The organism is Roseateles sp. (assembly GCF_036404855.1).
Lineage (GTDB): Bacteria > Pseudomonadota > Gammaproteobacteria > Burkholderiales > Burkholderiaceae_C > Pelomonas.
Map to the genome: position 1 here is coordinate 13,126 of NZ_DASWYS010000168.1, position 23,633 is coordinate 36,758.

The following is a 23,633-nucleotide window of genomic DNA, read 5'->3' on the forward strand; positions in this document are numbered from 1 at the left end:
GGCGGTGATGATTCAGTTGGGGAAACCTTGGTGGACGGTCAGGCCGCAGGCTGCGGCTACCAGTCCAGCGAGAGGCGCGCCGCGAGGTAGCGGCCGCGCCAGTCAGCCTGCGTGACGTCGAAGTTCGGTGCCCCCGGTACGTACTGGGGCATGCGGTCCGTACTGTTCGTGATCGTGACCCCGAACGTCGCCGCCTTGAACCTCGGCAGCAACTCGGGCCACAGCTTCTTCAAGTTCAGGTTGCCGGCGACGTCGTGGACCCAGTAGTCACCCAGCTTCATCTGACTGGTACCTGCATTCAGGTACGAGCCCAGATAGCGGCTGGTGAGGCCGACACTCCATGCGCCGCCCTCCAGTCCCAGCGACGCGCGCCCTTTCCAGCGCGGCGCCCAGAAGTCACTGAACCGACGGCCGAGTCGATCCTCGACCGCGGCTCCCGGGACGAGCTGGACGCGATAGGAGTTGACCCGTGTCGCGCCCACCCCGGCCGCAACACGACCGACCGGCGTCATCCAGACATAGGACGCGTCCAGGTCTGTTCCCGCCGTATCCAGGCGGCCGAAATTGACCTCGGCCGTCTTGACGCTGGTGACCGCGCCTGGTCGCCCGTTCACGGCGGGCCCGCGCGTCACGAACGTCGGGAAAGAAGCCTCATAAGCCAGCGCGGTATCGGCTGAAAGCAGGGCAATCATCGACCTGATCTTGAGCTGCCAGTACGTGGCACTGAAGCGACTACCCAGGCCGCCTTCAGGCTCCCATACGACACCGATCCCACGCGCCTGCCCGCGTTCCGGCTGAAGGTCCTTGTTGGTCGTGCGAACGACCGTGCCGGCCACTCTCTCGGCATTGCGCAAGGGATCGTACAGACTGAAGGTTGCGGCGTCGTAGACGATGTCCACGACGTTGGTCTGCAGCAGCGATGGTGGCTTGAAGGAGCCGGCCGCCGAGCCACGGATCAGAAGGCTGCGGGTCGGACGCACCTCCAGGCCGCCCTGAAAGGTCGTGGCTGAACCGAAGTCACTGTAGCGATCGCGTCGGCTTGCCAGCGTGAGCGCGACTCTGTCCCAGCTCTTGCCCCCCTCCTCGCGAGCCGCGAGCAGCGGCGCGCGCAGCTCGCCGTAGGCCGCGGCGCTGTTTCGGTAGCCGTGCGTGTCGGATTGCCCCGGGACGACCATGTCGTACCAGTCGCGCGCGGCTTCTGCACCGACAACGACGTCCACGGGCCCTGCCCAAAGCTCGCTCAGGTTGCCTCGCACGATGGCGCCGACCTGATCCTTGCGTCCGCGATCACGCCGGGTCGTGTCCCTGAGGATGCCTCGCAGCACATCGTCGCTCGCGGCACGTCCCGAGGTGAAGGGGTTGAATGCGGTCGCCGGATTCGTCGAGGCCAAGGCAGCAGAAAGCGCTGCCGAGTTCACCTGTTCGTTGCGCGACACCGTGTTTCCGTGATCCTGGCTGCTGGACACGGTCAGCTCGGCATCCCAGTCCGAGGCCAGCTCGCCCCGGACACCCGCCAGCACACGGGAGAAGCGGCTCTCGCGCAAAAGGCTCCTGTGCCCGTTTTCGTTCCCCAGCATGGACGAGACCCGAACGGCGGCGCCGAACGGATTGAAGAGGTTGCTCGCCGGCACCGACACACTCGCCAGCAGCACGCCCGGTCCCGGTCCTTCAATCCGGTCCTTGACGAACATGCCTTCCGCAAAGGCACTCCAACTCCCCCAGATGCGATGCTCGGCGAGAGAATGCAATGCAATGTTCTGGTCGCCGTGGACCAATGAGAGGCCACCGCCGGTCAGGTACTGGTTGCAGAGATTGCGGTTGCCTGCGGTGGCCTGGAAGTCCGAAATAGTGGGAATCTGAGCGGGCGCCAGCTGGGGAATGCCCGCCACGTTGCTGTTCAGTCCCGGCAGATTGCCGCTCACGCTGCTGACGTTGCCCGGTGAGCAGTACTGCGAGCGGTCGTCATTGCCACCGATGCTGCGGAAATCCAGGTTGTTGAAGAACGACCTGTCGCGCTCTGTCAGCGGCGTTGATCGGCTGAACGAGCCGACCACCAGGTAGTTGCCATCCTTGCTGCGCCCCCCTGTCGCAATGGACACGCTGCCGTCACCGAAGCCGCGACCGGACCCCAATCGGGCAGCCAGCGATTGCCCATCCATCGACTTCTTGAGGATGACATTGATCACGCCTGCCAGCGCATCACCGCCGTAGACGGCGGAAGATCCAGAAGGCACGACTTCGACCCGTTCGATGGCTGCCAATGGGATGAGGTTGAGGTTGAAGACGGAGCCCGTTGACGATCCGACCGCCTGCAGCTTGCGTCCATTGAGCAGGACGAGGGTCGATCCAAGCGGCAAGCCACGCAGTTGGACGGTACCCTGCCCCGCTGTGCGGCTGAATCCGCCTTCGCCCGTCGACACCGAGACCTCCGTGAGGCTGGTCAGAAAACGATGCAAACTGGGCTGCCCGCTCTTCTCAATGTCCTTCGCCGTGTAGACGTTGACGGGTGCAGGTCCCTCGGCATCGACCCGCCGCAGTCGAGAACCAGTGACTTCGACACGCGTGTACCGCAAGATCTCGGCCTCGCCATCGCTCCTCTCACGGTTGTCGGCCAAGGACTTCGGGAAGTTCGTCGAATCGTCTTCAGCTGACGCCTGGATCGAGGACCTTGGCGGCGCTGCAGCACCCGTGCGATCGGGCGCAGACCCACTGCCCGCGGGCGCCGGAGGCGTAGCGGCGGGCGATGCGGCGGGCCGCACGATCACGGCGCCATCCCGAGCGATCTGGGATTCAAGACCTGATCCTTTGATGGCAATGGCGATGGCTTCAGCGCCCGACAGGCTTCCGGACACCGGCTTCGCCGTCCGACCTGCAACAGCCCGCGCATCGAAGATCACAGAAGTCCCGGTCGCACGCGCGATGGCTCGCAGTGCGTCGGCCACATCCTGAGAGGGCTGTTCGATCTGATAACGCGCAGCAAGTACTGGCTCGGCGGCGTCGGCCGCACCACAACCCATCCAAATGAAAGTCGCGATCGGAACGGACAGCCAGCGCGCTGGGTGGCGGTCGTTGGCATTCGGCGCTTTGAACATCTCGTACCTTTTCTGTTGACGTCGGAGTGACAACAGAACGACGGGTTTGTCGAGAGCGAAATCGGCCCGTGCTTGCCCTAACGGATTTTCTGGAGCTCCAGTCGTCCGCCCACTTCGTGCACATTCAGACCGTAGAGCAGTGCCAACCCATGGGCGAACGCTTCGCTGTCCCCGGTCCTGTAGACGCCGCTGATGAGGTGCTTCGCTTCACTGACCTCGCTGGACAACACGATCTGTGTTCGGCTGTAGCGATTGAACTCCGCGACGGCATCGGCAAGCGGTGTAGCGTCGAAGACGGCCTCGCGACGCTGCCAGGCCGTGACGCGATCCATGTTTGGTCGATCCAACTTTGATTCGACTGCGAGCTCAGCCAGGTGGGTTGAGTGTTGGAGAGTCAACCGATCGCCGGGCTTGAGCTTCACAGCCTGTTGAGGAGCACGGCCGCCCCCTCCCCCGGCTGCCTGACGCACATCCACCTGGCCCTCGATGAGGGTCACCGTGAGCTCATCAGCCTTCTTCGGCCCATCAGAGAAGCGGACCGAGAACACTGTTCCGACGGCAACAACCTCGCTGTCGGCGACGCGCACGACAAAAGGCCTCGAAGCATCCTTGGCGACCTCGAACAGTGCTTCGCCTGCATTGACCTGCACTGTCCGCTGCTTCGAGCCGAAATCTATGCGTGCATCGGAGGCGGTGTTCAAGAGCAGTCGCGTGCCATCTTCAAGCACGACCGAGCGTTGCTCCCCAACTGCGGTGACATAGTGGTACTGCTCGCGCCATTGTTGGAACAGGATCGCACTGGCAGCGACAAGCAGACCCAGTCCTGCCGCCCCTCCCCAACGCCAAGCCGCGCTGCGGCTGCGCTTGACTCTTTGGTTCTCTCGTTCTGTCGCCCGCGCGAAAGCCTGTGCAGCCTGAGTACCCGGGATGGCCTGCCAGATGTCCGTCATCTTCTCAAAGGCCTCGCGGTGGGCCGGCGACAGCTTTTGCCAGGCGCGGAAGTCATCTTCCATCTCCGGACTGCGGTCTGGCCCGTGAAGGCTCGCAATCCACGCCGCAGCCTCGGCGGCAATCTCGGCTGTCACCTTCTCTCGGCCATGGGAGCTCTGGCCACCGTCAGCGCCTGGTTCAGGACGGCTCATGGATACCAGCCATGCATCCAACCTGCAATCTTGAACATTGCTGTCGACACTTGATGGTGAACCGTGCTGCCGTTCAGACCATGCTTGCGCGCAATCTCCTTGAACGTCAGACCGTGCACGTGATACTCCAAGACCATCTGCCGCGCCCGACCATCAAGGCGTCCCAGGCAAACATCCATGCGCTCGATGCGCTCTCGGCCAAGAACGCCGGCCTCAATGCTCGGCTGTGGGTCAATGATCTCCACATCCTCTGGCTGAACCTCATCACCACGAGATTGTTTGATCCGGTGCGCATCGATGGAGAGATTGAGAGCCGTCTTCATGAATAGGGCCTTCGGATTGTCGATGCGATTCGCTTTCGCGAAGGCGCTCATGCGAATGTAGGCTTCCTGCATGAAATCTTCCGCATCCTGCGCCGAACGGCCACGCCTCAAAAGCATGGCCTTCGTTTCGGAGAATACCTTCCGCCAGTCGATGTTCATGGCAATACCCTTCAGGCCAACGTAGGTGTGCCTACAGCCGCGCCAAGCCCCTGCGCGAGTGGGCTGGACTGCGATCCGAAAGCGTCGCGCGCCAAGTGCGCGGCTTCGGCTTCACGCATCTGTCGTTGGTCTGCCCGCAGCAGCCAATCAACAACATAATCGAACACATCAGCGGAATCAACGAACGGGCCATGCCGGCGGATCGCCCTCACCAAGCGCTCCTGCATCCGGATCGCGGTCCGATCCAGCGAGCTCGCCAACTGACGGTACGGCTCCGGCAGCGCAAAGAGCCGCTGAAATCCTGCTACGGCTTCATCCCACTGCTGCAGGATCGCCTGGTACTTTCGCCGAAGATCCTCGCTGGATATTTCGGCAGCAAACACAGCCGCCGGATCGCCGCTCGGATCATCAGGCCGGGCCCGAAGAAGTTGCTCCACGGCAGGCCGGTCCATCGGTCTCGCCGCGCCGAGTGCTTCGGCGATCACCTGCTCAATGGCCGGATATGCCGCGCCACCCCGGAACGCGCGTTGGAACTCCGCCTCGAAGTCGCCGAGATCGCCGAGGCCACAGCGGAGGAACTCAACGCCGCGATTGTGCAGATCGGCGAACACCACCGCTGGCATGGCGGACAGGCCATCCAAGCTCCATACACCCAGGATCTCGCTCTCGCCTTTAGCCAAACAGCCGAGCGCCCAACAGATCGTTCGGCTCTCCGATGCGTCGCCCTGCGGCGAGAGCCTAGCAATGGTGCTGAACACGACTGCAGCGTATCGGCGGCACAGCGGGTGGCTTAGCCACCTCTCGCGCCGCACGCTGGGATCACGATTCCTCATTGCGCTACTCCTCAATCTGGAACGCAGACACACATGAAAGGCATGCGTCTCTGGGCCGTGGAATTGCTTTCGCCATTGGGTCATCACCCGAGGTCGCTTTGTACCATATATGCGGGTGCATATATGCATCACTTTTCAGACAGTCCTAGGCATGAGGACGGCACAGGACTCTCGCGTGATCAAGGCAGCTGCGGCGGAGATAAAGGCGCTTCGCGGACAGCTGGATATCAGCCAGGAAGAGCTGGCTCATCGTGCGGGCGTGAACCGCTCCTTCGTCGCAAAAGTCGAGATAGCCCGGTCACAGCCCACGATTGCCGTCCTTGTGAGGATCGCAGAAGGTCTCGAGACTGACGCGGCAGCGCTCGTCCAATCGATCGTGCGACGGAGCAGGCGCGAGCGATAGTTCGTTGAGCTTCTGCCGGCGGCATGCTTTTGCACCAGATATGCGGGTGCACATGTGAGCCCATGAATCGAGCATCCTTCCCATGGGGAAGGAACATGACACACGCATAGTCAAGGCTGCGGCCGCAGAGATCAAGTCGCGCCGTGCTCGCATTGATATCAATCAGGAAGAGCTCGCGCATCGGGCAGATGTTCACCGCTCGTACATCGCCCGCCTGGAAGTCGGTCAGTCCCAGCCGACCCTCGCAGTCTTCATTCGGATCGCAAGAGCACTTGAGGCAGATCCTGCCGAGGTCCTGGGTGCGATCGTGAAGCGCAGCAAACGCGAGTCGTAGCCGCGAGTCATACCAGAGCCGTATTCACGTCCAAATCTAGACGCCAGTCGTGAACCCGGGATGCCTATGCTCCGTGCATGCAGGCGCTGGAGCGAACGATGAGTGCATCCCGTACCGAAACGGTGGTGAGCCGCCTCCATGGCGACTCGGCTGACACCCAAAGGCTCGCAAAGGTTCGCGAACGTACCGGCCTCAGCAGATCGACCATCTATCGCCTGATCTCCAGAGGCGCCTTCCCGGGGGCCGTACAGCTGACCACTCGCGCGATTGGATGGCGCAAGGTCGACATTGACGCCTGGCTGAAGGCGCGCCCCAAGGCTGCTCGCTGATTCGCTGGCGACGCATCTACCTTCAGTCCGATCCGTCTGGGAAGGCTGCGCCCTCTACGCCAGGCAGCGTCGGTACGGCGCTGAGGCTGTATCAAAGGCGGCATAACTTCTCGCGCCTTGCGCGCGTCAAACGCTGGCGTACGGACCCAGTGAGGCAAACACCTGCCGCCGATCGCTGACGACTGAAACAGATCGTAAAGATGCACTGGGCCAAAGAAGTCACTCGGCCCCAGTGGACGAAGGAGCACGGCGGATCTTTGAATGTTTCGACCTATCGAAAACCCTATTCCCCATGAGAACATAACTTAGCGTCAAAGCGGGCGTTCGGGTCTTCGGCTCTGCAGTGGCCGATGAAAAACACAGAGCCCCCTCAGCGGAGCTTATCCGCGTTGCCTGCTTGCGCTACCGCCTGATCTAGACAACCGCACAAGAACGGTCTGCAATTCGTTCGGGGCCTTTCAAACGCTGCTTCAAACCTGCCAACAGAGCGGTTGAAGCTTGGCGTTCCCGCAGGGAGACAGGGGATGGATTCGAAAGAACCTGATGATTCCGCCGACGAACGCGCCCATCGTTGCGCCGTTTTTCGGGCCTCGCACAAGCGGCTCGACCCGATCGATGGGCCTCGGGTTCTTGGCGCGAAGCGCTATGCCCTTCAGGCCCAGAAGCGACGTCAGGCAGTGGTTGACTGGCACGTCGGACTTTTCAGGACCGAGCCTGGCAGCGGCAGATGCCTGCTGATCTCGACTGACGGCACGGTCGCGTTCGCAATCAGCCGCACCGCATCAGGATTGTTCGTCGAGAAGCGATCCTGCCCGATCATCGGACCGCGAACTGCCCACGCGACTGTCTTCATGAACGAGTCGACTTTCGACCATTGGTGCGACATCGAGCCGACCCGTTTCGAGGATCCATTGCTGTGCGACCAGCTTCGCCGCCGCGGCCATGAGCTCTTCGGCACGCCCGTCTGACATGACCGCACAAGCGGTGCTGCAGGACGCATCGACCGATGCCGCGCGAATCCTGGCGCTTCTGCCAGGCATCCGCCGCGCCGCGACCCCGGAGCAAGCGCTTGAGTTGCTTTGTCAGGTCGTCCGGATGATCGGTGCCGGGTCCGGTGTTTTCCTCAGCGCGATCAAGGATGACGCGTCACGATCTTCGATCCGATCACTTCTGGCCTGCGACCCGCAGTGGGTCGTCGAGTACTCGCGCATCGACTGGCACGACGGAGACCCCTGGTTGAGGCACGCGCTGGAAAACCAAACACCCATCAACGGCTCCGAGATCTCAGTGCGTCCCAGCGAAGAAGCGTTCATCCAAAGGTCATCGGCCCTGGGTTTCGCGTCCTCGATCATCGTTCCAGCCCCCACGAGCCTTGGGGCGGCACGCTTCGGAGTATTGATCCTCGGTTCGAGCCAACCTGGGCACTTCGATCGCGAGGATCAGGGGTTGATTCAGATCGTTGCCCGTGCCCTCGCAATGGAGATCCACGAGTGGCTGCTGCAAGCTGCTCGCGAGAACCTCTTGGAAAGATCACGTCTGACGCCTGTGGAGATCGACCTGCTTCGCCACGAGGCGGCAGGCCACACCAGCAAGATGATCGCCGCCGCGTCCAACGTGAAATCGCAGACCGTGGACTGCTGGTTCCAACGTGTCAACGCGAAGCTCAACGCACCGGACCGTCGGACGGCAATGCGGGTGGCCCGCCTGTACGGCGTGATCTGACGAGCGCATCGCGATTCGGGCGCGAATCCAGCGCCTAACCACCTGTTCCGTGTATCTAGATTTTCCTCATGGCTCTCGGGCCCCGACGGAGCGAATGCAAGTCGCCCCCTAGAGGAGGTTGATCATGTCGAAGCTGCTGAAGTGGATGGCGCGCCCCGCGAGCTGCGATGGCGAAACGCTGTTCGTGCTTCTCAATCAGCAGCATCTGCGCGTCTGCTGCCTCGCCATGGGCATCGCACTGGCGGCCTCCCTGCCCGCTTATGCGGTCGACGGCTGCCAGGTTTTGCTGTGCCTGGCCGCGCCCAACTGGCGATGCCTCTCCCCCTGCATGCCGCCCGTCACCCAGATGCGCCGCGACGTGGCTCGCGGCATGCCATTTCCTGCCTGCGCCGCGGGCAGCGCAGGCAACCCGGCATCCCTTCGCTGGTCGGGCGCACCATCGTTCTGTCCTTCCCAGTACATGCGCACCTTCGATGACCGGACCGGCCCCATCGACACCTGCGACTACAGCGGCACGATCTCGGTGACGTTCCAGGACATGCCGTTCTCGCCAACCTCGGCGTCGGACGCCGGAGACATCGTCCCGGAATCCCCCCCGACCGCCGAGGCTCAACTCGGAGCCTGGGACGCCGAGTTCGAAGCCGACTGCGTCACCCGGCACGCCGCGCAGCCGGTCCTCAGGTCGAACTGAGCGCGCCCATGGATGCGTCAGCTTTCCTCGGTCTTGTGGCGACATGCGCCCCGGCCGTGCATGTCGACACCGCCCGCGCCCTCGTGCAGGTCGAGAGTGCCTTCAACCCATGGGCGCTGGGCGTCGTCGGCGGCCGGCTCCTGCGACAGCCGAAGACCCGCGCCGAAGCCATCGTCACTGCGCGCGCCTTGCGGGCGGCGGGCTGGAACTTCAGCCTCGGGCTTGGGCAGATCAATGTCCGCAACCTGGCGAGGCTCGGACTGTCGCTCGAGTCGGCACTCGACCCGTGCAGGAACTTGCAGGCCATGCAATCGGTGCTTTCCAAGTGCTTCGACCAGGCCCGCGCGATAGCGCCCCATTCACCGTCGCAGCAGGTCCTTCGCAGAGCGCTGTCCTGCTACTACAGCGGCAACTTCGACACCGGCTTTCGTCATGGCTACGTCGGCAAGGTTGTCGTCGCAGCCAGGAGCGGGACCTCGCCCTCCACTGTCTTTACCCAGGAGAAGTCATGAACCGCATTGCTCCCCTGAAGCGCGCCGGGTTGGCGCTCACGCCGGTGCTTCTGATTCTGGCGCACCAAGCCGTCATGGCACAGGGCTTCGAGAAGATCAACACGACCACCAACAACGTGGTGACGATCCTGGTGACCATCGCGGTCGCCGTCGTCACCGCAGCCATCATGTGGGCCGGCTTCAAGATGATCTTCCAGGCCGCCCGGCTCGCCGACGTCGCCAACATTCTGTTCGGCGGCACGCTGATCGGTGGCGCGAGCGCCATGGCAGCTTTCATCGTCTCTTGAGCGAGACCAGGCCATGCACGCCGAAGTCATCTACAAGGGTGCGACGCGGCCTGCGATGAAGCTGGGCATTCCGCTCGTGCCACTGGTCGTGTTGTTCGGCGCCGGCATGCTGATTGTCCTGTGGTGCGGTGTACTCGCCAGCTGGTGGCTCTCATTCTGCGTTGCCCTGGCGATCGCGCCCGCCCTGCTCTGGATGCGCTTCGTGACGGCCAAGGACGACCAGCGCCTGCGCCAGCTGCTCGTCGCACTGAAGCTGCGGCTGCATGACCGCAACCGCCGGCTCTGGCGCGCGCGCAGCTACTCACCCACCCTCTATCGGGGAGCCCGCGATGCTTGGCATGCATGAGAGCCGCAACGGCAGCGCACGCTGGACGGGTCGCCGCAACGCCATGCCCCGCCTGTGGGCGCGGGCCCGCCTTGAGAACCCCGTGGGCGCGTTCGTGCCTTTCTCATCGCTGGTCAGCGAGACCGATGTCGTCACGCGGGGCGGAGACTACCTTAGGGTGTGGCGGCTCGACGGCGTGCCGTTCGAGTGCGCGGACGAGCAACTGGTGGCCGAGCGCCATGACGCGCTGTGTGGCCTGCTGCGCAATCTCGCGGGCGGTCAGTGGGCCGTCTGGACACACCGGCTGCATCGGGCCGTGACCGACCGGCTGCAGGATCCGGACGCGCCCGGATTCGCCCGGGATCTGTCGCGCGCCTACCAAGGCCGGCTCGGCGAGCGGCCCATGATGAGCAACGAGCTCTACCTGACGCTGGTCTATCGCCCCCATGCCACCCGCATGGGCAGGGCCTTGCAATCCCGGCAGCGCACGCGCGCCGCTCTCGTCGAAGCGCAGGCCGATGCACTCCGCATGATGGAAGAGCGCACAGCGCTGGTCCAGCGCATCATGCGCGGCTTCTCGCCCCGGCTGCTCGGCAACCGCGAGGCCTGCGGCCGCCGGTACTCCGAGCTGGCCGAGTTTCTGGGCTTCCTGGTCAATGGCCGGTGGCGCGCCATCCCGATGGCGGCCGGGGCGCTGTATCGGACGCTGCCCACCACGCGGCTGAGCTTCGGCGGCGACAAGCTGGAGCTGCGGCACGGCGACGAGCGCCGCTATGCGGCACTCGTCGACATCAAGGAGTACGCCGATGCCGTGGAACCGGGCGTGCTTGATGCGCTGCTCTACGAGGCCAGCGAGTTCATCGAGACGCAGAGCTTCTCCATCCTGCCGCGGCGCGAGGCGATGCGTGCGCTGGAACTCCAGCGCGACCAGCTGATCGCCAGCGACGACGTCGTCGCGACCCAGATCGACGAGATGGACGTCGCACTGAACGAGCTGGGCGACGGGCAGTTCTGCATGGGCGAGTACCACTACTCGCTGGTCGTCTTCGGCGACAGCGTCGCCGATGCGGGACGCCGGGCCGCGAATGCCATGGGCGCCATCAGCGAGTCCTCCAGCCTCCAGATGTCACCTGTCGACCTGGTGGCCGATGCAGCATGGTTTGCCCAGCTCCCCGGCAACTGGCAGTGGCGACCGCGAGACGCCAAGCTGTCGTCCCGCGCCTTCGCTGCCCTGTCCAGCGCCCACAACTTCGCCAGTGGCAAACGCGACGGCAACCCCTGGGGCGAAGCCCTCGCGCTGATGCGCACCCCCTCTGGCCAGCCCTTCTACCTGAACCTGCACAGCAGCCCGGCTGACGAGGACTCGGTGGACAAGAAGCTGCCAGGCAACACGCTCATCATCGGCTCGACCGGCGTCGGCAAGACGACGCTGGAGATGTTCCTGCTCACGTTGACGCGCAAGTGGAGCCCCGCGCCGCGCCTCGTGCTGTTCGACCTCGACCGAGGCTGCGAGATCACCATGCGCGCGCTGGGCGGCCGCTATTTCAGCCTCGAAGCGGGCAAGCCCACCGGCTGCAATCCGCTTCAGTGGGAGCCGACGCCCGCGCGAATCCAGTTCTGGGAGCAGCTGATCCGGACCTGCCTGGCGACGCCGGCCCTGCCGCTGATGCCCGCGGATGAACGGGCCATCGCCCAGGCGGTCCGGGCAGTTGCCCTGATGCCCGCATCGTTGCGACGCCTCTCCACCGTCCGCCAGAACCTTCCCAGGGCCGGCGAGAACAGCCTCTACGAGCGGCTCGGCCGCTGGTGCGAAGGCGGGCCACTCGGCTGGGTGTTCGACCAGGCCAACGACCGGCTTCTGGACCTCAAGGCTGCATCGGTGATCGCCTTCGACACGAGCGAGTTCCTGGACCTGCCGGAAGTCCGCACGCCGGTCATGATGTACCTGCTGCAGGTCATGCAGGAGCTGGTCAACGGCGAGCGCCTGATCTACGTGATCTCGGAGTTCTGGAAGGCCCTGGACCACGAGATCTTCAGCGAGTTCGCCAAGCAGAAGCAAAAGACCATCCGCAAGCAGAACGGCCTGGGCATCTTTGACACCCAGAGTCCCTCTGACGTGCTGCGCCATCCCATCGGCCGCACCATGATCGAACAGAGCGTGACCAAGATCTTCCTGGCCAATCCGGAAGCGGTACGCGAAGAGTACGTGGACGGTTTCGGCCTCAGCGAGGCCGAGTTCGACATCGTCCGCAGCCTTGGCGCCCAGGGCGGCCGCCGCTTCCTTGTCAAGCAGGGCCATGCGAGCGCCCTTTGCGAACTCGACCTCGCCGGTCTGGATGACTTCGTCACGGTCCTCTCCGCGACGACTGACAACATCGCGCTCCTCGACGCCGTCCGCGCAGAGCATGGCAACGATCCGTTTCAGTGGCTTCCCGCGCTGCTGCGCGAGGTTCACGATCGCAAACTTCGCAATCCCGGGAGAGCAGCGTGAACCTCATCACCAAGTTCCTTGCGCTTGCTTCGACTGCCATGCTGGCGGCGTCGGTACAGGCACAGTTCGTCAAGGGCAACGAAGCCGTCACCATCAGGGCCGATGGAAGCCGGGAGGTCGCTACGCCACCTCTCCCCAGTTTCAAGCTCGGGCCGCCGTGCCAGGCGGACAACCCGGGATGCGCTTCAAGGGGCTGGCTGATGCTGGAGACCCGCGAGGGGCTTCGGGAGTGCACGGAGTTTTATGCGCGACCTGGCACCTGCCGCGCCTCGACATATGGGGCCGTGCAGCGGCCTCGACTATGGGTGATTCGGGTCCAGGGCAAGTGGCTGCAATGCCCGCGTCCGGATGTGACCAGCGGCTGCGTGAGCACCAAGGCACTGCCGCCGGTGGCCCAGCTCCAGTGAACCAAGGGCAGTGACATGTTCACCTGGGTGGGGACTCAGTTCGACAGCTTGCTGAACACGTACGTGGTTGGCGTTGTGTCGGCGCTGATGGCCGCCATCGCCCCCATCGCTCTGACAGCCATGACGCTGTGGATCGCGCTCTATGGCTGGGCGGTCCTCAGGCATGAGGTGTCGGAGACGTTGCCTGACTTCATGTGGCGGGTCTTCAAGATCGGCCTGGTGCTGGCCTTCGCGCTTCAGTCCGGGATCTACATCAGCCACGTGGCGGACACCGCGAACGCCCTGGGTACCGGTGTGGCCACCACATTCCTTCCCGCGTCTGCCAACCCCGCCGCGATCAGCAGTCCCTACGCCCTGCTCGACGCCTTCAACGATGGCGCCAGCCAACTGGTGCTGGACCTGCTGAAGGAAGCGGGAATCATGCGCCCGGACCTGCTGTTCGCCGCGGTCGTGACCGCATTCGGCAACGTGGCCTTCCTGTGTATTGCCCTGTTCATCGTCGTTCTCGCCAAGGTGTTCATGACATTCACCCTCGCCGTGGGGCCGCTGTTCATCCTCTGCCTCGCCTGGCGGCCGACCGCGAGGTTCTTCGACAGCTGGCTGTCCATGCTCCTGAACTCGGTGGTGCTGGCCTGGTTTGCGTTCTTCGCGCTCGGCTTGAGCGCGTCTATGGGTAGCTCCTTAGTGCAGGCCATTCAGGATCAAGGCGGCTTCCTGGGCCCGACATTCAATGTCGTGGCCGAGTCGCTGAAGTACTGCATCGTCATGGTGCTCTTGGCCATCGTCTGCTTCCAGGCGCCGGGGCTCGCCGCCGCGCTGACGGGCGGCCTCGCCGTTCAGCAGGGCGTCCAGATGATCCAGAACGTCCTGACGGTGTCAGGCCTGCGGTCCAGCGGTGCTGGCGGCACTGGCCACATCGGGTCCCAAGGCGGCATCGTCCGGCCCGGTGCAGGCCTGCCCTTCATGGCCGGCCGGGCGGCCGCTACCGCCGCGGCCGCATCCACACGAACGGCCCGGCAGGGCTATGGGGCCGCAAGGACCGCGGCCTACCGGCTCGCCGCGCTACGCGGCAGGTCATGACCCGCATTCGACAAGGAACTTCGCCATGAATGCCCTGATTCCGAAACTCGTCGCCACCATCGCCCTTGCCGCGTCCACTGGGTCGGCCATAGCGCAGGGCATGCCGGTCATCGACGTGGCTAACCTCCTGCAGACCGTGCAGCAGGTGATCAACGACATCACCAAGATCAACAACCAGGTGCAGCAGATCACCCAGCTGCAGGCCCAGTTGAGCAGCATCAACGGCGCCCGCAATCTCGGCGATGTCTTCAACAACCCCCTGCTGATGAACTACGTGCCGGCCAAGGCCCACCTGCACCTCAATGCGGTGGATGCGTCGGGCTACGACGGCCTCATCCCGACGGCGCGGTCCCTGCGCGACTCAGCGATGGTCTACAACTGCCTGGACCTCGCGGGCCCGTCTCGCCTCAGGTGCCAGGCCAGGCTGGCCCAGCCCTACCAGCACAAGGGCCTGATCCAGGACGCGATGACGGCCGCGGCCGGACGCCTGTCCCAGATCCGGTCCCTGATGACCCAGGTCAACGCGACGACCGATCAGAAGGCGATCCAGGAGATGCAGGCGCGCATCGGCGCCGAGGGGACGCTGCTCAGCCATGAGATGTCCCAGCTGCAGATGCTGCAGAGCATGGCAGACAGCGAAGCGCGCATCGAGCGGTCGCGGGACCGTGAACGCCAGTACGAGATGCTGAGCCGCAAGGGCAAGGTCTCCACCTACCTTCCCTGACACCCCGCCCAGCGCCCAACGAAAGCCCCCCATGAACGCCGTCCTGACGCCAGGAGAAGCCGCTGCATTGCCCGTTCACGTCGATCCTGCGGACGCGTCGCCGCCGGAGGCTCACGAGATCCAGGCCAACCGGGCCTGGGAGGTCGACCGCGCGGAAATGCTTGAACGATCCGAACGCCGGGCCTGGCGCGTGGCCGGCTCGAGCCTCGCGCTGGCCCTGGTCGGCATGGCGGCCGTGTTCGCGCAGGGGCCCTTGCGCCGCGTTGTCGAGATTCCCATCGTCGTCGACCGCGTCACCGGCGAAACCACGGTGCAGCAGCGGCTCAGCGTCGAGTCCATCCCGCCCATGGACGCCCTGGACAAGCACAACCTCGCCACCTTCGTGCGCGCCCGCGAGGGCTACAGCTGGATGTTCCTGCAGCGGGACTTCGACCAGGTGGCGCGCATGGCGGTCCCTGCGGTCTTCACCGACTACAACCGCCAGTTCGAAGGCGCCGCCGCGCTGCACAAGCGGATCGGCGCCACGGAGGAATGGCGGATCCACATCGTGGGGGTGCGGCTCTCGGCGGCCGGCCGGGCGGGCAACCGGGGGGACGCCACGGTCACCTACGACAAGGTGGTCCGCCTGACCGATCGCACCCTGCCCGAGGTCAGGACCCGACACGTCGCCACTGCGGTCTACCAGTACCAGCCCAAGGTGCTGGCCCGGGAGACCGACCGCCTGGAGAACCCGTTCGGCTTTGTCGTGACCGCCTACCGCTCGGACCCCGAGATCAACACGGCCCCGCCGGAGGCCCAGCCATGACACGCCTCGGCACCGCCGTGTGCTTCCTGGCGGGCGCTGTCGGTCTCGCCGGCGTGGCGACCGCCGAACCGCCCGACCCGCGGCTGCGCACCGTGGCGTACGACCCGGCGGGGGTCGTCACCGTGCCCGTCAAGCGGGGCACGGTGACCCTCATCGTCCTCGGGACCGACGAAGCCATCGCCCAGGTCGCGTCAGGTCTCGGCGCCGATTGCGCGAAGCCCGAAGCCTCCTGGTGCGTGGCGGCGCAAGCCGGGGGACGCACGATCTTCGTCAAGCCCAAGACGGCTGCGACCGCCGCCAACAACCTCACCGTGGTGACCGACCGCCGCGTCCACAACTTCCGGCTCGCGGTGCTGGAGGACCGGGATCCCCGACCGCCGCTGTACCGGCTGGTCGTGAAGGCGCCGTCCCCGCCACCGTCCCCGGCATCGGCCGCGCCACCATTCCCGCCGTGGCCCCCGCTGCCGGTCCTCGCGTTGCCCCCTGCCCCGTCGCCCGCACAGCTCGTCGCCGAACGGCTGCAGGCCAAGCCCCAGGTCATGAACACCCGGTATTCCCTGGCCGAAGGGCCGCAGTCCGAGGACATCGTGCCCACCCTGGTCTTCGACGACGGCAGGTTCACCTACATGCGGTTCCCCGGCCACCGTGAAGTGCCGGCCGTCTTTCACGTGCAGGGAGACGGAAGCGAGACGCTGGTCAACACCCGCATGGAAGACGACCTGCTGGTGGTCGACCGCGTCAGCCGCCGCCTGATGCTGCGGGCCGGCCATGCCGTCGTGGGGCTCTGGAACGACGCCTTCGACCTGGACGGCGCGCCCCCCGAGCAAGGCACCACCGTGACCGGCGTTCAGCGCGTGCTCAGGGCCGCACCCACCGGCGCCGCGGGCTCGCTCGACGGAGGGACACCATGACCGGCAGCCCGCAGCCGCACGGACCGGGCGAACCACCGGCAGAGACCCCCACCCTGGCCCCGCTGTCGGGAGAGGCGGGCATTCCCGATGTGGCGGCCCCGTCCCGGACCGCCGTGTCCCGCAAGGGCGTGCTGGCCGTCGCCATGCTGGTGCTCAGCCTGATCGTGGTGTCCGCACTCGCGATCCATCGGTTCGCCGCCAGCGCACGCCACGATGGCGCCGAGGACCGACTGAACGGCGACAAGCCCGCCGCCGCCGCCGCAGAGCCCCGCAAGCTGGAGATGCACGCCCGGCCTGCCGCTGCCTCCGCACCCTCCACCGCGCCCCGGATTCCCGGCCTCCTGCCGGACGACGACGACGTCGAACCCATCGGCGTTCGACGCACCGGCGCGGCCGACGGCACGCCCGTTGGCCCGGGGGCCGGACCGGCCCGCACCTCGCCGGAGGATGCCCCGGTCCTGCTGGTCACGACCCCGCCGTTATCGTCCGGCGCCGCGCCCGTACCGCACGCGCCGGGGGACGCGCGCTCGTCGGACGATGTCCAGGACCCGTTGGCGGCGACCTCCCGGCACCTGCAGGCCTACCAGCGCCAGCTGCAGGGAGTCCTCGACAACCTGGCCCAGTCGACCGACCTGGCGACACGCGACCTGACAGCTCGTGACGCCGCGCCCGCGACGACGTCGTCCCCGCCGCTTGCGGCGGGTCGGGCTTCGCAGGTGCCCGGCGGCTCCGTGCCGGCCGGATTATTCGGCGGCCAGTTGCAGGGTTCTGCAACACCCCGGGTCTCGGCCGCCTTGCTGGGCAACCGCAGCTTGACCCTGCCCAAGGGCACCGCCTTCACCTGCGCGCTCAAGACGCGGGTGGTCAGCGCCACCTCGGGGCTGGTCGGCTGCCAGGTTCAGCGCCATGTCTATGGCGACGATGGCCGTGTCCTGCTGATCGAGCGGGGCTCGCACCTGGACGGCGAGTACCGCATCGCCGTCGTCCGGCCCGGCACGGTGCGGATCCCCGTCCTGTGGACGCGCCTGCGCACCCCGCTCGGCGTCACCGTGGACCTCGAGTCCCCCGCCACGGGCCCGCTCGGCGAATCCGGCATCGACGGCCACGTCGACAACCGCTGGAGCGAGCGCCTCGGCGCCGCGATGCTGCTGTCGCTGATCGACGACTCGGTGAAGGTGGTCCTCCAGAACCAGACCCAGGAGCACCGCGGCGACACCCTCGTCCTGTCGTCCACGACGGCGAACACCAGCAAGCTGGCCGAGAAGGTGCTCGACAGCACCATCAACATCCCGCCGCTGGTCTACCAGAACCAGGGCGGGATCGTCGGCATCCACGTCGCGCGGGACGTCGACTTCTCGTCCGTCTACACGCTGGCGCCCTCCTCCACGGGCCTGCACCAGCCTGCACCGGCCTTGATGCCATGAACATGCCCCCGTCTACCCGGGACCCTGGCGAGCAGGCGTGGCGTGGAGACGCCACCTCGGTGATCGAGTTCCTGCGCCCCCTGCGCCAGCACCTCGATGCCGATGGGGTCCAGGAGGTCTGCGTCAACCGGCCCGGCGAGCTCTTCATCGAGACCGCGGACGGCTGGCGGCTCGTCGAGGCGCCCGAGATGACCCAGGAACGCTGCCTGTCGCTGGCCACCGCCGTCGCGACGTATGGCGACCAGCAGATCAACCAGGAACGGCCGCTGCTGTCCGCGACGCTGCCCAGCGGCGAGCGCGTGCAGTTCGCGATCCCGCCGGCGGTCTCGCGTGGCACGGTTTCCATCACGCTGCGCAAGCCGGCCACCGTGCTCCGGACGCTGGAGGACTTCGAGCGTGACGGCCTGTTTGCACGCACGGTCTGCGCCGCACCCGGCCGCGGGGACCTCCAGCCTTTCGAAGCGGAGCTGCTGCGGCTCAAGCAGGCGCGCCGCTTCAAGGACTTCCTGCGCCTGGCCGTGCGCGAGCGTCAGACCATGGCCCTCAGCGGCAGGACCGGGTCGGGCAAGACGACCCTGATGCGGAGCCTGGTCGAGGAGGTCCCGAAGCACGAGCGCCTCATCACCCTCCAGGACGCGGCCGAGCTGACGCTGCCCCACCACCCCAACGCCGTCCACCTCTTCTACAGCAAGGGCGCCCAGGGCACCGCGCGGGTCACGCCCAAGTCACTGCTGGAGGCCTGCCTGCGGATGAAGCCCGACCGCATCTTCCTCGCCGAGGTCCGGGGCGACGAGTGCTTCCACTTCGTCCGCCTGGCGGCCTCCGGCCATCCGGGCAGCATCACCAGCGTCCACGCCGGCAGCTGCGCGCTGGCGTTCGAACAGATGGCCCTGATGATCCGCGAGACCGGGGCCGGCGGTGGCCTGTCGATGGAGGAGATCCATCGACTGCTCGGCATCGTCGTCGACGTCGTCGTCCAGTTCCAGCACGACGAGCGGGGGCGGTTCATCTCGGAGATCCACTACGAGCCGCGGGCCCGGCGGCTGGCCCGCCCCGGTGCGGCGGCGCGGCCATGAGCAACGCCCCCACCCTGGCAGGTCCGGCCTGGTCCGTGGGCCGCAAGGCCGCCGCCTGGGTGTTCGGGCTGGTCGGCTTCCTCACCCTCGCCTACGCCGGCTACTGTCTGGCAGGCGCCTTGTTCCTGGTGCTCAACAAGGCCAACCCCACCCAGGCGCGGCCGGGCAGCATCGTCCGGTACTGGCATCTGTATGCCGACGACCCGGCGCTGCGCAAGAAGCTGATCGCGGCCATCGCGATCCCGTGCGCCCTGCAGGTCGCCGTGCCGGCCGCATGGGTGATGGCGGCACGCCCGCGCCGCCGGCTGCACGGTGACGCCCGGTTTGCCACCGTCGCCGAGATCGTGGCCGCGGGCCTGACCGGTCCGAACCGCACGAGCGATCGCAGGGGCCGTGGCGGCCGCAACGTCCACAACGCCCCCGGCGTCCCCGGCGTCCCCGGCCCACACAGCAGACACGGCGCCCGTCACACCCACGGCGGTCCGGGCATCCTGGTGGGCCGACACCACGGCCGCTACCTGTCCTTGGCCGGGCAACTGTCCGTCATGCTGTCTGCGCCCACCCGCAGCGGCAAGGGCGTGTCGGTGGTGATCCCCAACCTGCTGAACTGGCCGGACTCGGCCGTCGTGCTGGACATCAAGGGAGAGAACCATGAGATCACCGCCGGGTACAGGTCGGCCCACGGCCAGGCCGTCTACGCCTTCTCGCCGTTCGATGTCGAAGCCCGCAGCCACCGCTGGAACCCGCTGTCGGCCGTCCGCACCAGCCCGTTGCACCGCGCCGGTGACCTGCTCAACATCGGCCAGGTGTTCTACCCCAACGACGGCAGCGGCACGTCGTCGGAAGGCTTCTTCAACGACCAGGCGCGCAACCTGTTCCTGGGCCTCGGGCTGCTGCTGCTCGATTCGCCCGGGCTGCCGCGCACCCTCGGCGAGATGCTCCGGCAGGCGTCCGGCAAGGGCCAGTCCCTGCGCGAACACCTGGCGAGAACCCTCGCAGCACGCGCCGGCACGGATCGGCCGCTGTCGGCGGAATGCCGGGATGCGCTTCAGCGCCTGCTGTCGAACTCGGACAACACGATGTCGAGCATCGTGGCCACATTCAACGCGCCGCTGACCCTGTTTGCCGACGCGGTCGTCGATGCCGCCACCAGCGCCAACGATTTCGACCTGGGCGACGTCCGACGCACGCGCATGACGGTCTATGTGCGCATCCCGCCCAACCGCCTGGCGGCGGCCCGCCCGCTGCTCGACCTGTTCTTCTCCCAGCTGGTGGACCTCAACACGCAGTGCCTGCCCACGCAGGACCCGACCCTGAAGTACCAATGCCTGCTCGTGGACGACGAGTTCGCGGCCATGGGCCGGGTGGCGGCCATCATCCATGCGGCCCCGTACCTGGCAGGCTACGGGCTGCGCCTGCTGACCGTCATCCAGGCCATGTCGCAGCTCGATGCGATCTACGGCGACAAGCACGCCCGGACCTTCGCCACCAACCACGGCCTGCAGATCCTGTTCGCACCGCGCGAGCAGCGAGATGCGGACGACTACAGCGCGATGCTGGGCTTCTACACCGAGCGGGCCACCTCGCGCGGCAGAAGCCGCTCCTTCAGCGCGCATGGCCACAGCTCGGTCAGCCAGAACGACAGCGAGCAGCGCCGTGCGCTGCTCATGCCCCAGGAGTTCAAGGAGCTCGGCCGACACCAGGCGGTCATCGTGATGGAGAACTGCAAGCCCATCCTCGCCGAGAAGCTCTGCTACTTCCGCGACCGGGACTTCAAGACCCGCCTGCTGCCGGCGCCCGCCGTGCCGCCGATGGACATGGCGCTCCACCTGGCCCGCGTGCAGGAGCGCTGGCGCTATCTCGAGGGCGAGCTGCCGCCGGGGCAGCACCTCGACGTCGACACGCTCGCCCATGACCTCAGCCAGGTTCCCGACGACCTGGAGGGCGACCCGGCCCGGCTGGCCGAGACGCTGATGGCGCTCTTCGCTGAAGCGCCGCAGCCCGCACAGGAGGGCGGCACGGTGGAGCCCCTGGCCGACGACGACGGCGTTCTGCTCGATGAACCGCACCGGCCCCGGTCCGGGGACGGCAGCCGGGAACCGGATCACCTCTGAAGGGAGTTGCACCATGAGATCCTTCGCCTGCCTCACGCGTGTCCTGGCGCCGCTTGCGCCGCTGGTGCTGCTGGTGCTGCTGGTGCTGCTGGTGCTGCTGGCCTCCTGCAGCGCTCCGCCCCGGCCCCCCACCGTCGACGAGTCCCGCAGGCGGCCCGCCAACGCGGCGCCGCAGGTCGCGCTGCAGGCGTGCAAGGGCGAGTTGCAGCACACGCGCCAGTTCGCGGTGGAGTCCGACCGACTCGCCCAGAGCGCGACGGCCACGCTGACCCACCTGGCGGCCCGCCAGCGATTTCTGTCCGAACTGCAGCCGTCGGGCCCGCCCCCTGCCCTCGGGAACACCGTGTTCCATGTGCGGTTCGATTTCGGCAGCACGCGCGTCGACATCGCGCCCGACGCGGCCCAGGCCTTGATCGACGAGGCCAGGGGCGCCCCCCTGGTCTGGCTGCGGGGACGCACGGACGGCACCCGGGATTCGCCGGCGGAGAGCCGCATCGCGCGCGAGCGCGCGGCAGCGGTGCGCGACTTCCTGGTGGCCGCCGGCGTCGATGCCACCCGCATCCGGACGACCTACCAACCCGTCGGCGACCACGTCGCGAACAACACGGATGCCGGGGGGCGTGCGCTGAACCGCCGCGTCGAGGTCGAGATCGTCCGCGCGCCCCCGGTGGCCCTGCGCGTCGTGGCCGCGGCGTCATGAACGCCCGTCGAGGAGATCCCCATGGCAGCAGCACCCCAAGGCCCCAAGAATTCCCATAGTTCCCAAAGATCCCAAAGTTCCCTAAGTTCCCATAGTTCGCAGAGCGCCACCGCCCACGGGGGTGCGGGGGCGACCACGCACCCCGCTGACGGGCTCGAAGACGCGCTGAACGCCCGCTACGTCGTCAAGAAGGCAGGGGCGCCCCCCGGCGCCATGACCGTCGGCCCCGACGAGTACCGTTTTCGGGGCGAGACCTCGCGGATCGCCTTCACGGCATCGCCCTTGCGGCTCGCCACGGTGGTGACCGACCCGTCCGTCACGCGGTCCATGGTCGATGTGGCCCAGGCCCGCCGCTGGAGCGGCCTCCACCTGTCCGGCACCATGGCGTTCCGGCGCCTCGCCTGGCTGGAGGCGTCGGTGCGTGGCGTGAAGGCGCTCGGCTACACGCCGAGTCCCGGCGACCTGGACCTTCTCCAGCACGAACGCGCCGCTCGCCAGGCCGCGCGCACCGAACCCGCGCTGGACATCCGCCCGGACCCGCCCGGGGGCGCCGGACGCCAGGCGGTCGTCGCCGCCATCGACGCCGTGCTGTCCGCACGGAACGCGCCCGAGGCCCAGCGGGCGGCCGTGCTGGCAGCCGTCGCGGCGAAGCTGGCACGGCGGGACCTCAGCGATCCGGAACTTCGCGTGAAGGTGTACGACCCGTCCGCGACGCCGCAGCGGGCGTCGCCGGCCCCGTCTCTCGGTCCGGACCGCTCGCGAGAACGCCCCTCGCCGGCCCCAGCGCGCTGACACCCATGCACGCCTTGCGCGACAACCCGGAGCCGCCCCCATCACCGATCGAGGTCGGCGGCCGCGTCTACGCGGCCGGCGATCCGGCCATCGACGACGCCATCGCAGGCGCCTACGCCAGCCACCGGCGGCCCAGATGCCTCTGCAGGCCCGGTGGCGTGGAGATGTACGTCGCCCGACTGGGCGGGGGCTACATCGTCAAGCGCATGCCCGAGACGGGCAGCGACCATGCACCGGACTGCCCTTCCTTCGAGCCACCGGCGGCGCTCTCGGGCCTCGCGCAGGCGTTGGGCACCGCCATCGTCGAGAACACGGTCAGCGGCGAGACCTCGCTGAAGCTGGCCTTTGCGCTGTCGAAGGCGCGGGGGCAGACGCTGTCCCCGCCCCGTCCCGGAACCCTGGGCGGCAGCGCGGCCGCCGCCTCACGTCGCCTGTCGCTGCGCGCACTGCTCCACTACCTCTGGGATCAGGCGCAGCTGACGCAGTGGCGACCTGGCTTCTTCGGCAAGCGATCCTGGGCCGTCGTGCGGCAACACCTGCTGCGCGCCGCCGAACAAAAGGTCGTGGGCGGTCTTCCCCTGCTGGCCCGGCTCTACATCCCGGAGACCTTCGCGCTCGACGGGATGGACGCCATCCACCGCCGCCGTCGAGACAGCTGGGCAGCGGCCGCGCCGCACCCCGAGCAGCCGCAGCCCCTGATGCTGATGATCGGGGAGGTCAAGGGCATCGGGCCCGCCCATCGCGGCCACAAGGCCATGATCAAGCACGTGCCTGACCTCGGTTTCGCCATGGACGACGCGCTCCACCAGTCCATGGGGCGGACGTTCTCGCGGGAGCTTGAAGTCTGGAGCGCCTCGGCGGACATCCGCATGGTGATGGGCGCCTGCTTCCAGCTGTCGGCAGGCGGCACGCCTGCCATTGCCCGGCTTTGCCTGATGCCCGTCACCCGACAGTGGC

Annotated in this window: 25 protein-coding genes; 21 read left to right on the top strand and 4 right to left on the bottom strand. The window is 66.9% G+C overall.

Annotation, left to right across the window (positions count from 1 at the left end; all coding sequences use genetic code 11):
* Positions 1-56 precede the first annotated feature (56 nt).
* From VGF12_RS11105 to VGF12_RS11120, 4 genes are all read right to left on the bottom strand, one after another.
* The gene (locus VGF12_RS11105) at positions 57-3,092 is read right to left on the bottom strand and encodes a TonB-dependent receptor (RefSeq protein ID WP_331176101.1); all 3,036 of its coding nucleotides are present in this window, start codon (positions 3,090-3,092) and stop codon (positions 57-59) included.
* Positions 3,093-3,169: 77 nt separating this feature from the next.
* Positions 3,170-4,234 carry a FecR family protein gene (locus VGF12_RS11110; RefSeq protein WP_331176102.1) on the bottom strand — a complete coding sequence of 355 codons (1,065 nt, stop codon included), beginning with the start codon at positions 4,232-4,234 and terminating at the stop codon, positions 3,170-3,172.
* Entirely contained in the window at positions 4,231-4,716 is a 486-nt protein-coding gene (locus VGF12_RS11115) for a sigma-70 family RNA polymerase sigma factor (protein WP_331176103.1), read from the bottom strand. Before VGF12_RS11115 ends, VGF12_RS11110 begins: the two co-directional genes overlap by 4 nt.
* Before the next feature lie 11 nt (positions 4,717-4,727).
* Positions 4,728-5,678: a transposase gene (locus tag VGF12_RS11120; protein WP_331176104.1), complete on the bottom strand. Its 951-nt coding sequence runs from the start codon at positions 5,676-5,678 to the stop codon at positions 4,728-4,730.
* Between the two features lie 22 nt (positions 5,679-5,700).
* Here VGF12_RS11120 and VGF12_RS11125 point away from each other — a divergent pair, with 22 nt between their 5' ends.
* The 21 genes from VGF12_RS11125 to VGF12_RS11225 all read left to right on the top strand — a co-directional run.
* Entirely contained in the window at positions 5,701-5,952 is a 252-nt protein-coding gene (locus VGF12_RS11125) for a helix-turn-helix transcriptional regulator (protein ID WP_331176105.1), read from the top strand.
* 82 nt (positions 5,953-6,034) lie between these two features.
* Positions 6,035-6,286: a helix-turn-helix domain-containing protein gene (locus VGF12_RS11130; RefSeq protein ID WP_331176106.1), complete on the top strand. Its 252-nt coding sequence runs from the start codon at positions 6,035-6,037 to the stop codon at positions 6,284-6,286.
* Positions 6,287-6,384: 98 nt separating this feature from the next.
* Positions 6,385-6,615: a helix-turn-helix transcriptional regulator gene (locus VGF12_RS11135; RefSeq protein WP_331176107.1), complete on the top strand. Its 231-nt coding sequence runs from the start codon at positions 6,385-6,387 to the stop codon at positions 6,613-6,615.
* Between the two features lie 524 nt (positions 6,616-7,139).
* Entirely contained in the window at positions 7,140-7,583 is a 444-nt protein-coding gene (locus VGF12_RS11140; protein WP_331176108.1) for a hypothetical protein, read from the top strand.
* A gap of 1 nt (position 7,584) precedes the next feature.
* The gene (locus VGF12_RS11145) at positions 7,585-8,337 is read left to right on the top strand and encodes an autoinducer binding domain-containing protein (RefSeq protein WP_331176109.1); all 753 of its coding nucleotides are present in this window, start codon (positions 7,585-7,587) and stop codon (positions 8,335-8,337) included.
* Between the two features lie 124 nt (positions 8,338-8,461).
* Positions 8,462-9,028, top strand: a complete 567-nt coding sequence (locus VGF12_RS11150) for a hypothetical protein (RefSeq protein ID WP_331176110.1) — start codon at positions 8,462-8,464, stop codon at positions 9,026-9,028.
* An 8-nt stretch (positions 9,029-9,036) separates the two neighbouring features.
* Positions 9,037-9,540: a lytic transglycosylase domain-containing protein gene (locus VGF12_RS11155; RefSeq protein WP_331176111.1), complete on the top strand. Its 504-nt coding sequence runs from the start codon at positions 9,037-9,039 to the stop codon at positions 9,538-9,540.
* Complete coding sequence (locus tag VGF12_RS11160; RefSeq protein WP_331176112.1) at positions 9,537-9,827, top strand: TrbC/VirB2 family protein; 291 nt, start codon at positions 9,537-9,539, stop codon at positions 9,825-9,827. The genes VGF12_RS11155 and VGF12_RS11160 overlap by 4 nt, the downstream gene beginning before the upstream one ends.
* Positions 9,828-9,840: 13 nt before the next feature.
* Positions 9,841-10,173, top strand: a complete 333-nt coding sequence (locus VGF12_RS11165) for a VirB3 family type IV secretion system protein (protein ID WP_331176113.1) — start codon at positions 9,841-9,843, stop codon at positions 10,171-10,173.
* Entirely contained in the window at positions 10,157-12,643 is a 2,487-nt protein-coding gene (locus tag VGF12_RS11170; protein WP_331176114.1) for a VirB4 family type IV secretion/conjugal transfer ATPase, read from the top strand. Before VGF12_RS11165 ends, VGF12_RS11170 begins: the two co-directional genes overlap by 17 nt.
* Complete coding sequence (locus tag VGF12_RS11175) at positions 12,640-13,050, top strand: hypothetical protein (protein WP_331176115.1); 411 nt, start codon at positions 12,640-12,642, stop codon at positions 13,048-13,050. The genes VGF12_RS11170 and VGF12_RS11175 overlap by 4 nt, the downstream gene beginning before the upstream one ends.
* Before the next feature lie 15 nt (positions 13,051-13,065).
* Complete coding sequence (locus tag VGF12_RS11180) at positions 13,066-14,130, top strand: type IV secretion system protein (RefSeq protein WP_331176116.1); 1,065 nt, start codon at positions 13,066-13,068, stop codon at positions 14,128-14,130.
* A 25-nt stretch (positions 14,131-14,155) separates the two neighbouring features.
* Complete coding sequence (locus VGF12_RS11185) at positions 14,156-14,854, top strand: type IV secretion system protein (RefSeq protein WP_331176117.1); 699 nt, start codon at positions 14,156-14,158, stop codon at positions 14,852-14,854.
* A gap of 31 nt (positions 14,855-14,885) precedes the next feature.
* Positions 14,886-15,659: a type IV secretion system protein gene (locus VGF12_RS11190; protein ID WP_331176118.1), complete on the top strand. Its 774-nt coding sequence runs from the start codon at positions 14,886-14,888 to the stop codon at positions 15,657-15,659.
* Entirely contained in the window at positions 15,656-16,570 is a 915-nt protein-coding gene (locus VGF12_RS11195; RefSeq protein WP_331176119.1) for a TrbG/VirB9 family P-type conjugative transfer protein, read from the top strand. Before VGF12_RS11190 ends, VGF12_RS11195 begins: the two co-directional genes overlap by 4 nt.
* Entirely contained in the window at positions 16,567-17,994 is a 1,428-nt protein-coding gene (gene virB10 / locus VGF12_RS11200) for a type IV secretion system protein VirB10 (RefSeq protein WP_331176120.1), read from the top strand. The genes VGF12_RS11195 and virB10 overlap by 4 nt, the downstream gene beginning before the upstream one ends.
* 2 nt (positions 17,995-17,996) lie before the next feature.
* On the top strand, positions 17,997-19,070 hold the full coding sequence (virB11, locus tag VGF12_RS11205; RefSeq protein ID WP_331176121.1) for a P-type DNA transfer ATPase VirB11: 1,074 nt from the start codon (positions 17,997-17,999) through the stop codon (positions 19,068-19,070).
* On the top strand, positions 19,067-21,184 hold the full coding sequence (locus VGF12_RS11210) for a type IV secretory system conjugative DNA transfer family protein (protein WP_331176122.1): 2,118 nt from the start codon (positions 19,067-19,069) through the stop codon (positions 21,182-21,184). The genes virB11 and VGF12_RS11210 overlap by 4 nt, the downstream gene beginning before the upstream one ends.
* 13 nt (positions 21,185-21,197) lie before the next feature.
* On the top strand, positions 21,198-21,884 hold the full coding sequence (locus tag VGF12_RS11215; protein WP_331176123.1) for an OmpA family protein: 687 nt from the start codon (positions 21,198-21,200) through the stop codon (positions 21,882-21,884).
* A 213-nt stretch (positions 21,885-22,097) separates the two neighbouring features.
* Positions 22,098-22,676 (top strand): LPD7 domain-containing protein, encoded by a 579-nt coding sequence (locus VGF12_RS11220; RefSeq protein ID WP_331176124.1) that lies wholly within the window; start codon positions 22,098-22,100, stop codon positions 22,674-22,676.
* Positions 22,677-22,681: 5 nt separating this feature from the next.
* A partial coding sequence (locus tag VGF12_RS11225) for a DUF1173 family protein (protein WP_331176125.1) occupies positions 22,682-23,633 on the top strand: 952 nt, incomplete at its 3' end.

Bases quoted from the DNA above. Each gene is read 5' to 3' on its own strand.
- VGF12_RS11190 (WP_331176118.1), top strand. From the start codon at position 14,886: ATGAACGCCGTCCTGACGCCAGGAGAAGCCGCTGCATTGCCCGTTCAC.
- VGF12_RS11125 (WP_331176105.1), top strand. From the start codon at position 5,701: ATGAGGACGGCACAGGACTCTCGCGTGATCAAGGCAGCTGCGGCGGAG.
- VGF12_RS11105 (WP_331176101.1), bottom strand. From the start codon at position 3,092: ATGTTCAAAGCGCCGAATGCCAACGACCGCCACCCAGCGCGCTGGCTG.
- VGF12_RS11215 (WP_331176123.1), top strand. From the start codon at position 21,198: ATGAGATCCTTCGCCTGCCTCACGCGTGTCCTGGCGCCGCTTGCGCCG.
- virB11 (WP_331176121.1), top strand. From the start codon at position 17,997: ATGCCCCCGTCTACCCGGGACCCTGGCGAGCAGGCGTGGCGTGGAGAC.
- virB10 (WP_331176120.1), top strand. From the start codon at position 16,567: ATGACCGGCAGCCCGCAGCCGCACGGACCGGGCGAACCACCGGCAGAG.
- VGF12_RS11140 (WP_331176108.1), top strand. From the start codon at position 7,140: ATGGATTCGAAAGAACCTGATGATTCCGCCGACGAACGCGCCCATCGT.
- VGF12_RS11145 (WP_331176109.1), top strand. From the start codon at position 7,585: ATGACCGCACAAGCGGTGCTGCAGGACGCATCGACCGATGCCGCGCGA.
- VGF12_RS11115 (WP_331176103.1), bottom strand. From the start codon at position 4,716: ATGAACATCGACTGGCGGAAGGTATTCTCCGAAACGAAGGCCATGCTT.
- VGF12_RS11165 (WP_331176113.1), top strand. From the start codon at position 9,841: ATGCACGCCGAAGTCATCTACAAGGGTGCGACGCGGCCTGCGATGAAG.
- VGF12_RS11195 (WP_331176119.1), top strand. From the start codon at position 15,656: ATGACACGCCTCGGCACCGCCGTGTGCTTCCTGGCGGGCGCTGTCGGT.
- VGF12_RS11160 (WP_331176112.1), top strand. From the start codon at position 9,537: ATGAACCGCATTGCTCCCCTGAAGCGCGCCGGGTTGGCGCTCACGCCG.
- VGF12_RS11180 (WP_331176116.1), top strand. From the start codon at position 13,066: ATGTTCACCTGGGTGGGGACTCAGTTCGACAGCTTGCTGAACACGTAC.
- VGF12_RS11220 (WP_331176124.1), top strand. From the start codon at position 22,098: ATGACCGTCGGCCCCGACGAGTACCGTTTTCGGGGCGAGACCTCGCGG.
- VGF12_RS11155 (WP_331176111.1), top strand. From the start codon at position 9,037: ATGGATGCGTCAGCTTTCCTCGGTCTTGTGGCGACATGCGCCCCGGCC.
- VGF12_RS11150 (WP_331176110.1), top strand. From the start codon at position 8,462: ATGTCGAAGCTGCTGAAGTGGATGGCGCGCCCCGCGAGCTGCGATGGC.
- VGF12_RS11135 (WP_331176107.1), top strand. From the start codon at position 6,385: ATGAGTGCATCCCGTACCGAAACGGTGGTGAGCCGCCTCCATGGCGAC.
- VGF12_RS11170 (WP_331176114.1), top strand. From the start codon at position 10,157: ATGCTTGGCATGCATGAGAGCCGCAACGGCAGCGCACGCTGGACGGGT.
- VGF12_RS11185 (WP_331176117.1), top strand. From the start codon at position 14,156: ATGAATGCCCTGATTCCGAAACTCGTCGCCACCATCGCCCTTGCCGCG.
- VGF12_RS11130 (WP_331176106.1), top strand. From the start codon at position 6,035: ATGGGGAAGGAACATGACACACGCATAGTCAAGGCTGCGGCCGCAGAG.
- VGF12_RS11120 (WP_331176104.1), bottom strand. From the start codon at position 5,678: ATGCATATATGCACCCGCATATATGGTACAAAGCGACCTCGGGTGATG.
- VGF12_RS11210 (WP_331176122.1), top strand. From the start codon at position 19,067: ATGAGCAACGCCCCCACCCTGGCAGGTCCGGCCTGGTCCGTGGGCCGC.
- VGF12_RS11110 (WP_331176102.1), bottom strand. From the start codon at position 4,234: ATGAGCCGTCCTGAACCAGGCGCTGACGGTGGCCAGAGCTCCCATGGC.